The organism is Aromatoleum petrolei, from assembly GCF_017894385.1.
Classification (GTDB): Bacteria; Pseudomonadota; Gammaproteobacteria; order Burkholderiales; family Rhodocyclaceae; genus Aromatoleum; species Aromatoleum petrolei.
Genome location: NZ_CP059560.1, coordinates 474939 through 488935, shown reverse-complemented (window position 1 = coordinate 488935; position 13997 = coordinate 474939). Strand labels below are relative to the sequence as shown.

12 protein-coding genes are annotated in these 13997 nt (G+C 65.3%); 8 read left to right on the top strand and 4 right to left on the bottom strand.

The annotated features are described in order from the left end of the window. Positions 1-15: 15 nt before the first annotated feature. A complete protein-coding gene (locus tag ToN1_RS02190; protein WP_210147988.1) occupies positions 16-1557 on the bottom strand; it encodes an IS3 family transposase in 1542 nt (513 codons plus the stop codon). Between the two features lie 256 nt (positions 1558-1813). Between ToN1_RS02190 and ToN1_RS02185 the strand changes: the two genes are divergently transcribed. Beyond that, a complete protein-coding gene (locus ToN1_RS02185) occupies positions 1814-2146 on the top strand; it encodes a hypothetical protein (RefSeq protein ID WP_169208773.1) in 333 nt (110 codons plus the stop codon). Between the two features lie 57 nt (positions 2147-2203). Here the strand turns inward: ToN1_RS02185 and ToN1_RS02180 are convergent, their stop codons facing one another. Beyond that, positions 2204-3118 carry a LysR family transcriptional regulator gene (locus ToN1_RS02180; RefSeq protein ID WP_169208772.1) on the bottom strand — a complete coding sequence of 305 codons (915 nt, stop codon included), beginning with the start codon at positions 3116-3118 and terminating at the stop codon, positions 2204-2206. A gap of 156 nt (positions 3119-3274) precedes the next feature. On the opposite strand from ToN1_RS02180, the gene ToN1_RS02175 reads away from it, so the two are divergent. The 4 genes from ToN1_RS02175 to ToN1_RS02160 all read left to right on the top strand — a co-directional run bounded on the left by ToN1_RS02175 (position 3275) and on the right by ToN1_RS02160 (position 10251). After that, positions 3275-4135, top strand: a complete 861-nt coding sequence (locus ToN1_RS02175) for an alpha/beta hydrolase fold domain-containing protein (protein ID WP_169208771.1) — start codon at positions 3275-3277, stop codon at positions 4133-4135. Positions 4136-4258: 123 nt separating this feature from the next. After that, positions 4259-5506, top strand: coding sequence for an efflux RND transporter periplasmic adaptor subunit (locus tag ToN1_RS02170; protein WP_169208770.1), 1248 nt, complete (start codon positions 4259-4261; stop codon positions 5504-5506). 25 nt (positions 5507-5531) lie between these two features. After that, on the top strand, positions 5532-8774 hold the full coding sequence (locus ToN1_RS02165) for an efflux RND transporter permease subunit (RefSeq protein ID WP_169208769.1): 3243 nt from the start codon (positions 5532-5534) through the stop codon (positions 8772-8774). A 10-nt stretch (positions 8775-8784) separates the two neighbouring features. Next, complete coding sequence (locus ToN1_RS02160; RefSeq protein ID WP_169208768.1) at positions 8785-10251, top strand: efflux transporter outer membrane subunit; 1467 nt, start codon at positions 8785-8787, stop codon at positions 10249-10251. A 488-nt stretch (positions 10252-10739) separates the two neighbouring features. On the opposite strand, the gene ToN1_RS02155 is transcribed toward ToN1_RS02160, so the two are convergent. After that, on the bottom strand, positions 10740-11486 hold the full coding sequence (locus ToN1_RS02155; protein ID WP_169208767.1) for a sulfite exporter TauE/SafE family protein: 747 nt from the start codon (positions 11484-11486) through the stop codon (positions 10740-10742). A gap of 93 nt (positions 11487-11579) precedes the next feature. Between ToN1_RS02155 and ToN1_RS02150 the strand changes: the two genes are divergently transcribed. Further along, entirely contained in the window at positions 11580-12497 is a 918-nt protein-coding gene (locus ToN1_RS02150) for a LysR family transcriptional regulator (protein WP_169208766.1), read from the top strand. A 406-nt stretch (positions 12498-12903) separates the two neighbouring features. Here the strand turns inward: ToN1_RS02150 and ToN1_RS02145 are convergent, their stop codons facing one another. After that, positions 12904-13122, bottom strand: a complete 219-nt coding sequence (locus ToN1_RS02145) for a hypothetical protein (RefSeq protein ID WP_169208765.1) — start codon at positions 13120-13122, stop codon at positions 12904-12906. A 195-nt stretch (positions 13123-13317) separates the two neighbouring features. Between ToN1_RS02145 and ToN1_RS02140 the strand changes: the two genes are divergently transcribed. Both ToN1_RS02140 and ToN1_RS02135 read left to right on the top strand, forming a co-directional pair. Beyond that, positions 13318-13626 (top strand): CopG family ribbon-helix-helix protein, encoded by a 309-nt coding sequence (locus ToN1_RS02140; protein ID WP_169208724.1) that lies wholly within the window; start codon positions 13318-13320, stop codon positions 13624-13626. Continuing rightward, a complete protein-coding gene (locus ToN1_RS02135) occupies positions 13623-13913 on the top strand; it encodes a type II toxin-antitoxin system RelE/ParE family toxin (RefSeq protein WP_169208764.1) in 291 nt (96 codons plus the stop codon). Before ToN1_RS02140 ends, ToN1_RS02135 begins: the two co-directional genes overlap by 4 nt. Positions 13914-13997: the final 84 nt, after the last annotated feature.

The window sequence follows — 13997 nt, the reverse complement described above, 5'->3', positions numbered from 1 at the left end:
GAAAACTTGGACTGTTTATGCTGCAATTCCCAGAAACTGCCGGTACTCCAAGGGGCTCAGACCACCGAGTGAGAGTTTGATTCGATGCTGGTTATACCAGCGGATGTAGGAATCCACCTGCTGCATGAACTCGCCAAGCGTCGTGTTGATCCAGTTGCGATGGTAGTACATCTCGTTTTTCAGCCGTCCGAAAAAACCCTCGCAGGCCGCGTTATCCGGTGAGCACCCTTTGCGTGACATGGAACGCGTGAGGTCGGCCTTGTGCATTCGCGAGAGCCACCCGGGCCAGCGGTAATGGGCACCGCGATCGGAGTGCACAACCGGCCGATCGGGACTCTCGGCGATTGTCTCGATAGCGGCATCCAACATGGTGTTTACAAGCTCAGCGTCCGGACGCGTGCCCACGGTCCAACTGACGACGAGTCCGTCGAAGCAGTCGATCATGGGCGACAGATATACCTTGCCTGCGGGCAATTGGAATTCTGTGATATCGGTGAGCCACTTCTTGTTTGGTGCCGCAGCCTGGAAGTCACGATTGACCAGGTTCTCCGGTGCGACGTCCAGCTCCCCCTGGTAGGAACTGTACCGGCGCCGCTTCACGGTAGCGACGATGAGCTGCTCCTGCTTCATCAGGCGGCGCACGATCTTCTCGGAGACGTGCCCGTACCCTTTGGCCAGCGCCGCGTGGATGCGGCGGTAACCGTAGCAGTGATGATTGGCTTCGAAGAGCGCCACAATGGTCTGGCGAAGCTCCGCGTACCGGTCACCAAGGCGCAGCTGCGCGCGATGATAAAAATAGGAGCTGCGGGCGAGGTCAAGCCGTGCAAGGAGTTCTGGCAGAGCGTGGATCTGTCGCAGGGCATCAATCAGCAGCGTCTTCTCCCGATTTGTCAGGAGCCGCAGGTCGATGCCCAGATCTTTTTTTAACAGTTCGTTGGCCTTCGTCAGCAGGTCGTGTTCGAGCTGCAGGCGCTGGACGTCCCTACGCAGAGCGTCGAGCTCGCGCTCCAATTCTCCGCGGCTGGCAGTTTGTGGCAAATCGCGACGGTGTGTCATGTATGCGGGAGCCTCATGACCAAGTTGCTGATCTTTCCACTTGTACAACGTCTGGCGGCTAATGCCCACCTCCTGAGCCACCTCGCGCGCACTCTCACGCCTGGAGCACAGATCGATCACCGCAGCTCGCTTCTGCTGCTCCGATCGGGGCTTGGAGGTTACGATCTTGCCAACGACGCGTCGCCTAGCTTCAGGATCATATTCATCGATCCAGGCCGAAAGCGTTATACGGCAAGGGTAACCCAGCGCCTTCATGGTCGCTGCCTGGCACCGACCATGAATCAGATAGTGCTCGACGGCAACCCGCTTCTGTTCATCTAAATACCATGGCTTGGTGCGTACATAGCCTCCTGGCAAGTCGTGACGACGTTCGTATTCTCGATACCAGTCCTTGAGTGCATTCTTCGTCGGGTAGCCCAGCTTACGGATGGTCGCACCCACGCGCTTACCAAGTTTGATGTAGAGCTGCACGGCCCTCATGCGGTCTGCGTACGAATACATGGACGCTCTCCTTAAGAGTCCAAGTTTTCGTCCGCACCTCCACATCCTCATGGTCAGTTTTCGGCGCGTAGCATCAATCTATGAATTGCCCGGCCTCCGTTGAGATGCCGGGCGCGCCATCGGAGCGCGTGCAATTCCATGGCGTGACGTTGGAATATGTTGATCGAATCCTAAAAACCATTGCAGAGTCATGGTTGTTGCGGGCGCGGTTTGGCTATGACGGCCTCCCGCGTACTCGGGGTGCGATTATTCACAAATGGAAATAAAGTTTCAGAAATTCGTGCATTTATTCGCAACAGAGCCCCCGGTACAGTGCGCCTGCATTCAAGCCATTCAGGTGATTCAAGCATTCGCGGCAGATCAACTTCAAAGGAGGATAGCCATGGAGTTGTCGGTACAAGCAACAGCGCGGGCAACGGCAGGTATTACCGCGACGGACCCTCGCGCGGATATCGAGGCCAACGCACGGAACATGATCATCAAGACGCGCGCCACCTTCGCGCATCCCGTGCAGGCGGGGCGCGGCGACGAGCCGGAAGGCAGGCAGTGCCGCGCCAGGCGCGCGCAACGGCCCTTGCGAATCCGCTGACGCGGGTTCGTCCCGAGCTGATCGAATGCTGTTCCCGAGGGGCGGCGCCGACGGAAGTCAGCGCCGCCCCTCTGTATTCAAGGACGCGAAAAGCTCGGCGACCCAGTCGACGAAGACCCGGATCTTCGCGCTCAGATGGCGGTTCGGGGGATAGACGACGTAGATCGGGAAGCCCGGTGAGGTCCAGTCCTCCAGTACCGGTACCAGTTCCCCCCCAATCAGGTGCCGATCGAGCATGAAGCGGGGCAGTTGCACGATCCCCAACCCCGCGAGGGCTGCCGCGAGGTAGGCGTTGCTGTCATTGACGGCGAGGGCGTACCGGCCCGGCAACTCGATGCGCTCGCCCTTGCGCTCGAATTCGAAGGGCGAAATCCGGCCTGTGCCCGCCGAGAAATAGCCGACGACGTGGTGCGGCCCGCCGAGTTCGGACGGGTGCCTGGGTAGGCCGTGCTCGGCGAGGTAGGCGGGTGCGGCACACGTGACGTATTCGATCTGTGCGATGCGTCGGGCAACCAGCGATTCGTCGGCGAGGTTGCCGGCGCGCACCACGCAGTCGACGTTGTCCGCGATCAGGTTCACGAGGCGGTCACCCGCACCGAGGTCGATCTGGATATCCGGATAGCGGGCATGGAAGCCATGCAGCGCGGGGATGATGATCCGGGTGGCGACCGCCGCGGCGACGTCCACGCGGACGCGCCCCTTCGGCGAAGCCTGGGCGTTCGACAGGCTGGAATCGATTTCCTCCAGTTCCGTCAGTAGCCGCGCCGTCCGCTCGTAGTACGCCGCGCCGTCGGCGGTGACGGTGACGCGCCGCGTGGTGCGGTTGAGCAGCTTCACCCGCAGGTGCGTCTCCAGGCTCTGGATCAGCTTCGTCACGGTCGGCTTCGGCATGTCGAGCGAGTCGGCCGCCTTCGTGAAGGTGCCTGCCTCGACGACGCGCGCGAACACGCGCAGCGCCAGGAATTGGTCCATTCGCTTCTCCTCCGGTCCGTCAGACGCGATTGCTGCAGCGCGATTATTCACCAAAGGAAATAAAGAAGCTACGAATCGATTATTTATTCATTGAAGTGTGGGAACTATCGTTCAGCCCATCAGCGCTGTCGGCGCCTACTGTAGGTCCCAACGACCATGTTCCGCTTTCTGCAATCCTGCTGCCTTGCCAACCCGAACCAGCTTCCGGCCACGGAAGACTGCAGCATCGACGTCGGCCTTCCGCGCCCGCTGGGAGTGCGTGTCTATGGGAAACGTCGTGCCGGGGCCGCGCTGGTCGTGCATTTCCACGGCGGTGCCTTCGTTTCCGGTTCGCTCGACAGCGGCGCGACCGTCGCCCGTCTGCTGGCCGATGCGGGGGCGGTCGTGGTGTCGGTCGATTACCCGCTGGCGCCGGCTGATCCGTTTCCGGCAGCGGTCGATGCCGCCTACGCCGCGCTGCAGTGGGCGTGGCGCAGGCGCGCCCGGCTCGCGGGGCAGGGGGCAGCACTGTTCGTCGCCGGCGAGGAGGCGGGCGGCAATCTCGCCGCCGCCGCGGCGCTGATGGCGCGCGATCGTCTGGCGCCCCGGCTTGCCGGCCAGATCCTGCTCTCGCCGATGCTCGATCCCTGCCTCGGCACCGCATCGGTTCGCCGCAGCGATCAGGGGCCGGCCGCTTGCCCGTTGGCGAGAGGGTGGTGCGGATACCTGCGCGGGCCTGCCGCCGCCGAGCACCCGTATGCGACACCCGGTCGCTCGACGCGCCTGGCGGGGCTCGCCCCGGCGCTGCTGATCACCGCGGACGACGATCCGCTCCGCGACGAGACGCTCGCCTATGTGCACAGGCTGGGGGAGGCCGACGTGCCGGTATCCGAGTTCGTGTTGCCGGCGCCCACCGGTTGGCCTGCCGTCCTGCAGGAACCTGCGAGCCTCGGAAGGCCGTGGGAGGAGGAGCTGGGCACCCGCTTCGCGACCTTCCTCGTGAGGGCGGGCAGGCGGGAATCCGTCGATCTCGCCTGAACGAATTTTCGCTCAAAAAAGGGGTTGACTCCGTACCTAACTACGGACTTTAGGATGCCTCGCGTTCCCCAATACTGCAACCGCAGCTCAGAACACATCAACAAAGCAATAAAGGAGTTTGCCATGTCCCCAGAGAGCCATTCCAAGCACCGCCGGCTGTGGACCGCCGGCTTGGCCGTCACAACCCTCACCGCCATTTCCGCTGCCGTCCTCGGCCTGCGCCCGGCGCCGGTCGAAGCGAACCCGAGTGCGGGTGCCCCGTCCGCGACGCCGGTGTCCGTCGCGACCGTCGAGCAGCGCGAAGTCGCGACCTGGGACGAGTTCTCCGGTCGCCTCGAAGCGGTCGAGCGCGTCGATATCCGCTCGCGCGTCGCCGGCACCGTGCAGGCGGTGCATTTCCGCGAAGGCGGGCTCGTGAAGGCGGGGGACCTGCTGGTCACGATCGACCCCGCACCCTACGCGGCGGAGGTGGATCGCGCCGCGGCCCAGGTCGCGGCCGCGCAGGCGCGGGCGGCTTTCACGACGAGCGAACACGAACGCGCGCAGCGCCTGTGGGAGCAGCGCGCGATCGCCGAGCGCGAGTTCGAGGAACGCGTGAATGCGCGCCGCGCCGCGGATGCCGATCTGCGCGCTGCGCAGGCCGCGCTGCAGTCGGCGCGCCTGAACCTCGGCTACACGCAGGTGAGGGCGCCGGTGTCGGGGCGCGTCGGACGGCTCGACGTCACCGTCGGCAACCTCGTCGCGGCCGGCCCCGGTGCGCCGGTGCTGACGACGCTGGTGTCCGTGAATCCGATCTATGCGAGCTTCGATGCCGATGAGGAGGTCGTCGCCCGTGCGCTGCAGGCGCTGCGCGAGGCCCACGGCGAGGCGGCGCGCATCGAAAGTATCCCGGTGCAGATGGCGACGACGATAAGCCAGGATCGGGCCTACGCGGGCCATCTGCAACTGGTCGATAACCAGGTCGACGCCCGCAGCGGGACGGTGCGCGTGCGCGCCGTGTTCGACAACGCCGACGAGAGCCTGATGGCGGGGCAGTTCGCGAAGCTGCGGATGGGACGCCCGAAGGCTGCGTCGGTCGTGCTGATCGACGAGCGCGCGATCGGCACCGACCAGAGCCGCAGGTTCGTGCTGGTCGTCGATGCCGACAACAAGACCGCGTACCGCGAAGTCACGCTGGGCGGCACGGCCGACGGGCTGCGCATCGTCAGTGCCGGGCTGCAGGCGGGCGAGCGCATCGTCGTGAATGGCCTGCAGCGCGTGCGGCCGGGTTCGCTCGTCGCGCCGCAGGCGGTGGCGATGGACGGCCGCATGCAGGCCCACAGCGACAGCAGGGCCCGTGCCGCGGATGCGGCCGGTTCGCCGCAATCCTGATTGATCCGTAGTCCGGAGCACCATCATGAATCTGTCCCGCTTCTTCATCGACCGCCCGATCTTCGCCGGCGTGCTGTCGCTGCTGATGCTCGTCGCCGGCCTGCTCGCGTTGCGCGTGCTGCCGGTGTCCGAGTACCCCGAAGTCGTGCCGCCGTCCATCGTCGTGCGCGCGCAGTATCCCGGCGCGAACCCCAAGGTGATCGCCGAAACGGTCGCGACCCCCCTCGAAGAGTCGATCAACGGCGTCGAAGGCATGCTCTACATGGGCAGCCAGGCGACCACCGACGGCCTGATGACGCTGACCGTCACCTTCCGCCTCGGCACCGACCCCGACAAGGCGCAGCAGCTCGTGCAGAACCGCGTCGCCCAGGCCGAGCCGCGCCTGCCCGAGGAGGTGCGCCGGCTGGGCGTGACGACGGTCAAGAGTTCGCCCGACCTGACGATGGTCGTGCACCTGCTGTCGCCCAACGGCCGCTACGACATGACGTACCTGCGCAACTACGCGCTGCTCAACGTCAAGGACCGCCTCGCCCGCATCGACGGCGTCGGCCAGGTGCAGCTCTTCGGCTCCGGCGACTACTCGATGCGCATCTGGCTGGATCCGCAAAAGGTCGCCGCGCGCGGTCTCTCGGCGGGCGACGTCGTGCGCGCGATCCGCGAGCAGAACGTGCAGGCCGCGGCCGGCGTCATCGGCGCGTCGCCGGGCCTCAAGGGCATCGACCTGCAACTCTCGGTGAACGCCCGCGGGCGCCTGCAGAGCGAGGAGGAGTTCGGCGACATCATCGTGCGCACCGACGAGGATGGTGCCGTGACGCGTCTACGCGACCTCGGCCGCATCGAGCTGGGCGCCGCCGACTACGCGCTGCGCTCGCTGCTAGACAACAAGGACGCCGTCGCGATTCCGGTGTTCCAGGCGCCGGGTTCGAACGCGATCGAGATCTCCGACCGCGTGCGCGAGACGATGCAGCAGCTGAAGCAGCACATGCCCGAGGGCGTCGAGTACGAGATCGTCTACGACACCACCCAGTTCGTGCGCGCGTCGATCGAAGCGGTTGTGAAGACCCTGCTCGAAGCGGTCGCGCTGGTCGTGCTCGTCGTGATCCTGTTCTTGCAGACTTGGCGCGCGTCGATCATCCCGCTGCTCGCGGTGCCGGTGTCGATCGTCGGTACCTTCGCGGTGATGCACCTCTTCGGCTTCTCGATCAACGCGCTCTCGCTCTTCGGCCTGGTGCTCGCGATCGGCATCGTCGTCGATGACGCGATCGTCGTCGTCGAGAACGTCGAGCGCAACATCGAGGCGGGCCTCACGCCGCGCGAGGCGACCTACCGGGCGATGCGCGAAGTCTCCGGCCCGATCATCGCGATCGCGCTGGTGCTGATCGCCGTGTTCGTCCCGCTCGCGTTCATCACCGGCCTATCGGGCCAGTTCTACAAGCAGTTCGCGCTGACGATCGCGATGTCGACGGTGATCTCGGCGATCAACTCGCTGACGCTGTCGCCGGCGCTCTCCGCGCTGCTGCTGAAGGGTCACGACGCCCCGAAGGACGCGCTGACGCGCGGCATGGACAAGGTCTTCGGCCGCTTCTTCGCCGCCTTCAACCGGACTTTCCGCCGCGGCGCCGACGCCTACGGCGGCGGGGTGCGCGGCGCGATCGGGCGCAAGGCGGTGATGATGGCGGTGTATCTCGCGCTCATCGGCCTGACGGCGGGGCTCTTCAAGGCGGTGCCCGGCGGCTTCGTGCCCGCGCAGGACAAGCAGTACCTGATCGGCTTCGCGCAGCTGCCGGACGGCGCCACGCTCGACCGCACGGAAGAGGTCATCCGTCGTATGGGCGAGATCGCGCTGCAGCAGCCGGGCGTCGAGCACGCGGTGGCCTTCCCCGGCCTGTCGATCAACGGCTTCACCAACAGCTCGAACTCGGGAATCGTGTTCACGCCGTTGAAGCCCTTCGACGAGCGCAAGGGCGAGGCGCTGAGCGCAGGTGCGATCGCGATGGAGCTGAACAAGAAGTTCGCCGGCATCGAGGACGCCTTCGTCGTGATGTTCCCGCCGCCGCCGGTGCAGGGGCTCGGGACGACCGGCGGCTTCAAGCTGCAGCTCGAAGACCGCGCCTCGCTCGGCTACGAGGCGCTCGACGCGGCAACCAAGGCCTTCCTCGCGAAGGCGTCGAAGGCGCCCGAACTCGCGGGGCTGTTCTCCAGCTACCAGGTGAACGTGCCTCAGCTCTTCGCCGACGTCGACCGCACCCGCGCGCGCCAGTTGGGCATCCCGGTGACCGAGGTGTTCGACACGATGCAGATCTACCTCGGCAGCCTGTACGTGAACGACTTCAACCGCTTCGGCCGGACCTACTCGGTGCGCGTGCAGGCCGACGCCCCGTTCCGCGCCCGTGCCGAGGACGTCGGGCTGCTGAAGGTGCGTTCGCAGACGGGCGAGATGGTGCCGCTGTCGTCGCTGATGAACATCCAGTCGAGCTTCGGCCCGGAACGCGCGATGCGCTACAACGGCTTCCTCTCCGCCGACATCAGCGGGGCGCCCGCGCCCGGCTACTCGTCGGGGCAGGCGAAGGCGGCGGTCGAGCGCATCGCCGCCGAGACGCTGCCGCCGGGCATCGGCTTCGAATGGACCGAGCTGACCTATCAGGAAATCCTCGCCGGCAACTCGGCGGCGTGGGTGTTCCCGCTCGCGATCCTGCTGGTGTTCCTGGTGCTCGCGGCCCAGTACGAAAGCCTGACGCTGCCGCTCGCGATCATCCTGATCGTGCCGATGGGCATCCTCGCGGCGATGACCGGGGTGTGGCTCTCCGGCGGGGACAACAACGTCTTCACGCAGATCGGGCTGATCGTGCTGGTCGGGCTGTCGGCGAAGAACGCGATCCTGATCGTCGAGTTCGCCCGCGAGCTGGAATTCGCCGGACGCACGCCGATCCAGGCGGCGATCGAAGCGAGCCGCCTGCGTCTGCGCCCGATCCTGATGACCTCGCTGGCCTTCGTGATGGGCGTGCTGCCGCTGGTGCTCTCCACCGGTGCCGGCGCCGAGATGCGCAGCGCGATGGGGGTGGCGGTGTTCGCCGGGATGATCGGGGTGACGGCCTTCGGCCTGTTCCTGACGCCGGTGTTCTACGTGCTGCTGCGCCGTCTCGCGGGCAACCGCGCGCTGAAGCTGCACGGCGAGATCCCGCACCTCGAAGCCTTCGCCGCTTCACCCGTCACCGGCGGCGCCGCAACCGCGCCGGGGCTGGCCGCACCGCGTGCGCATCATGAATAAGGAGTTGAACATGACACTGCTGACCCAACCGCTGCGCATCGCGTTCGCACCGCTCCTCGCCGCCCTCGTGCTGGCTGGTTGCGCGACGGCGCCCGCGATCGATCCTGCCGCGCTGCCCAGCGCCCCCGCGGCCTTCAAGGGAGGCGACGGACGCTGGACCCAAGCCCGGCCGGCCGAAGCGCATGCCGACGGTGCATGGTGGAAGACCTTCTCCGATCCGGTCCTCGATGGATTGGTCGAACGCGCGCTGGCGCGCAACAACAACATCCAGATCGCCGCGGCAAGGCTGGCGCAGTCCCGCGCGCTGCTGCAGGCGGCGGACGCCCAGCGCGCGCCGCAGATCGGTATCGGCGCGGACGCGACGCGGCAGGGCGGGGCGATCACGCCCGCCGGGGGCGGTGCCGGCAACCTCTTCCGTGCCGGCGCGAACTTCTCGTGGGAACTCGACCTCTTCGGCCGCCTCGCGCAGGCGAGTAACGCCGCGTCGCTCGACGCCGGCAGCCGCGAAGCCCTGCTGCGCAACGCACGCCTCGTCGTGCAGGCGGACGCCGCGCGCAGCTATCTCGCCCTGCGGGCGCTCGACGCCGAACGCGCGCTTGTGCGCGAGACCGTCGGTGCCTACCGCGACACGCTGGCGCTGACCGAACGCCGCTTCGAGGCCGGCGACATCGCCGAACTGGACGTCGCGCGCGTGCGCACCGAACTGGCAGCGACCGAATCGGACGCGCTCGCCCTCGACCGTCGCCGTGCCGAAGTCGAACACGCGCTCGCGGTACTGGTCGGCGATGTGGCGTCCGGCTTCGGGCTCGACGCCGGCGACTGGAACACGGCGCTGCCGATGATACCCGCAGGCGTCCCGAGTACGGTGCTCACGCGCCGGCCCGACGTCGACGCCGCGCGGCAATCGATGCTCGCCGCGCAGGCGCGCGTCGGCGTCGCGCAGGCGGCGTGGTTCCCGGACATCGCGCTCACCGGTTCGGGGGGCTTCGCGTCCACGGACCTGGGCGAACTCTTCAAGTGGTCGGCCCGCGCTTGGGGCGTCGGCGCATTGCTGTCGTTGCCGATCTTCGACGGTGGCCGGCGCGATGCGGGTGTGCGCAGCGCGAATGCGGAGCTCGATGCCGCGCTCGCCGGCTACCGCGAACAGGTGCTCGTCGCGTTCAAGGAGGTCGAGGACCAGCTGTCCGCGTTGCGCCTCCTCGCGGAACAGGGCGAGGCGCAGGCGCGCGCGGTCACGGCGGCAAGCCGCGCGACGGTCCTGTCGGACGCGCGCTATCGTAACGGCCTCGTGAGCCAACTCGAACTGCTCGACGCCCGCCGCAGCGAGCTGCGCAACCGGCGGGAGGCCCTGCAGGTGCGCTCGGCCCGCTACCAGGCGACCGTCGGGCTGGTTCGTGCCCTCGGTGGCGGGTGGGAGTCCGCCTACGGTCCGGCCTTGGTCGGACGCAATGCGGGGGGCCGCAGCGCCGGAGGGTGAAGTCCGACCCGGTGCCGCGCGCATGGTTCAGGGGTGGGCTACTACCGAACCTCGCGCCCGTTGAAACTGGTTGCATCGGATCCGTCGGCGGTAGGCCGCGGGGAAGTGCGCGAACAGAGAGGTAAGGAAATGTCGAAGGCATTGTGCCGGCGCTCACGTCCGCGGACAACCCTGCAGCACCGCAGGACTGGCGATTGGCAAGTCGTGGGCCGGTGCGGACGGTCGGCCGACGAACCGTGACGGACCGCGTCCGGCCACAACCAGCCGTTCGTGGTCCGCTCGGAATCTTCCTCACTCGACCGTACGTGGGTGGCCGGTTTGCGGCGGCGAACTTGAGCACCGCCTTGACCCGACCCGGCCAGGGGTGTCCATTCAGTCCTCTAACAGAGCGTCATGCAACGCCCGATTCAGGCTGGAAGCGGGCGGACAACCGGCACGAATATATCGGCCGCTTACTTTGGTGGCGGCACGAAGGACAGACGCCGAAGTTAGCGGAAAGGCCGCGAGGCGAGTTCCAGTCCCAGCAGCGCCAAGAACAACAGAAAACATTGCCGAAATAACTTGGGGTTGATGTGGACACGCACTGTTTGTCCCAGCCACATCCCCGCGAGCGCCGGAACGATGGCAGTGGCTGACAGGCCGAGTTGCTCGAGCCGGAATGCTCCATGCGTCGCCAGCCCAATGGCCAGCGCCACGGTGGAAACCGTGAAGGATAGACCCAGCGCCTGCACCAGTTCGTCCCTCTCCAGCCGTAGGGCCTGCAAGAAGGGGACGGCGGGTATCGTGAAAACGCCAGTGGCACCGCAAATTGCGCCGGTGAAGAGTCCGATGATGGGCGATATCCAGCGCTCGACATGGGGCGGCACAGATAGGGCCGGCGAGAGCAACGCGTACCCCGCATACACCATCAATGCACTCCCCAGCCCGAGTCCCGACCACAATGGATTGACGCGCACCAGTAGTGTGGTGCCGCCCACGGTACCTATCACGATGCCCAACATCATCGGCCACAGTCGGCGCATCAGTCGCGTGGTCGCGGCGCCGGCGAGTAATTGCCAGACATTCGTCACGAAAGAGGGAATCACCAACATGGCAGTAGCTTCAGCCGGCGGCATCACAGTACCGAGCAATCCCATGGCCACGGTGGGCAGACCCATGCCGGAAACGCCTTTGACTACGCCGGCGCTAAGGAAGGTGAAGGTCAGCAACGAGAGGAAAAAGGAGGATTCGTTCATGGGCTGCATTGGAATCCAATGGGTGTATTGGGCACAATGCGGTTTTATGGCTCTAGCCTTCGGATGAACCGAAGTCTGGAAACGGGGCGTAGCATGCGGCTCGATATTGCAGACCTTCATCTGTTCCTGTGCGTGGTGGATGCCGGCAGCATCACCCAGGGTGCCGCGCGTGCCAACCTCGCGCTGGCTTCGGCCAGCGAACGCCTGCGGAGCATCGAAGCCGATGCGGGCGTGGCACTTCTCGAACGCCGTCCCCGAGGTATTGCCACTACGGAAGCCGGGGAAGCGCTCGCTCATCATGCGCGACTGATACTCCGCCAACAGGCGCTACTTAAGGGCGAATTAAGGGACTTTGCCGCCGGCGCTCGTGGCACACTTCATCTCTATGCCAATACGGCGGCACTGGCGACGTTTCTTCCATCACGACTCGCACCATGGCTGGCGGAGCGTCCGCGTCTGCATGTCGAACTGAAGGAGCGGACCAGTGCTGAAATCGTCCGAGCCGTTGCCGCCGGATTGGCCGAGGCCGGCATTGTCTCCAATGCGGTAGAGCCGGGAAACGTCAAATTGCTGCCGGCGGCAAAGGACCACTTGGTTCTAATCGTGCCGAAGGAGCACCGTCTCGCGCAATTCAGGCAGGTTCATCTAGCGGACGTTCTCAACGAACCCTTTGTCGGTTTGACCCCTGAGAATGCACTACAGGACCACCTCGACTACCACGCTCGCACCGCCGGCCATCCGTTCGCGCTGCGAATCCGCATGAAGACCTTTGAAGGGCTGTGCGAGATGGTGGCGCACGGTGTCGGCTTGGGCATCCTGCCGCAATCCATCGCAGGCCGCCTCCGGCGGCGGCACAGCTTCCGGACCGTAGCCCTGACAGACAATTGGGCGTGCCGGCAACTCTGCCTGTGCTTTCGAGACTGGGAAGAGCTGTCACCGCCGATGCAGCGCCTGTTTATCCATTTGAGTGGCAGCTTGAATGCCACCTCCAAATCCCTTTGCTCGAGCTGAGAACTTCGTGACGAAGCTGGCTTGATTGGCGAGGGGATGCGCCCGCGGGCAAGTCATCGACGTCGCTCGCTTCACGCAACGTCTTCAGAAGAAGGCCAAGCTTCCGCAATAAACTTTAAAAGAAGACGTTTGATGCGGGGTTAGCGAACGTCGGCATAGGGGGCGACTGCACTCGATTTGGCGACTCGGGGACAGCGGCACCATGTGCGAACGGCGCGGTTAACGTGTGTGCATGCATGTGCGTCCTGCAATATCAAGCAGCTGCCGCGACGTTTGTTCAGGCGAACGTGAGCCAGCGTTTGATCGCCGACAGGTCGCTCGCAGCAACGCGACGGGTCTTAATGACGTGCAGCGTCTAGCCCGGCCAAATCCCGATGGGGATTCGGCTCAAGACCAGCAGAGTCGGTTATAGCCAGTGCTTGCTGGCTGTCTGCTCGACGACGAGTGCCCGCAGTGTGTCCCAGTCGATTTCGGTGTCGGGTTCGTGAGGTACGCGGATTTCGAGCGTGGCCACGCGGCGGGCGCGCATCTTAGCCGGCTTCAGATCATCGACAAGATGGGCGACCGCGACCTCGATGGCCCGGGCGGAGTAGGCCGGCGAGAAAAATAGGTGCGCTTCGCGCAAAAACCTGCCGTGCAGGAGCAGCGATCGTCGATCGTCAGTGACGAGCGGAGAAGGGGGCTCGTCGAGCGGGATCTGGATGGTTTAAAAGCTGCCGACGCAATTTAACCTGGTCTCTGCCAACCAGGGGCAGAGTGGTTTGTTCATTGTTCGGGTAGTAAAATATCAATACCGCAAACTGCGACACGGGAGTTCAGGATGCCCAACCTGTCAGTCAAACTCGACGAGGCCATGCGCCAACGACTGCACGACATCGCGATGCAGGAGGGGGTGACCCCGCACGCCCTGATGCTGCGCGCGATCGGTCATGAACTCGATCGCGCCGAGGCGGAAGGCGCCTTTGTCAGGCGTGCCCTGCAAGCTCGTCAGCGGGTCGAAGCGAGCGGGATGGCCATTGACGGTCTCGCTTTTGATGCCTACCTGCGGGCTCGAGTGCGAGGGGCGTCTGCGCAACGGCCGACCCCGCAGGACATTGGAAAGCCGGAATCCAAGGAACCGGACGCATGACGCGCTGGTGGTTGGCGCCAGAGGCCGCGGAAGATCTTGAGCGACTGGCGGATTTTCTTCATGATTCCGCGCCGGATCTGGCTGCCGACACCGTGGACCTGATCCTCGATGCCTTGGGTACTCTGTCTCGTCATCCGAATATCGGCCGACTGATGGCCCATGGATTGCGCGAACTTGTAATCTCGCGCGGCCGAACAGGTTATCTGGCGCTCTATAGCTATGATGAGCAGCACGACGCAGTGCTCGTGCTGGCTATTCGACACCAGCGTGAGGACGACTGTCATTGATGACTCGCCCGAGCAACGTCGATGGCATAGGCAAAAACCGTTCTACAAAACGGCCTCCACATCAGCACTGATGCGGCTTTCACG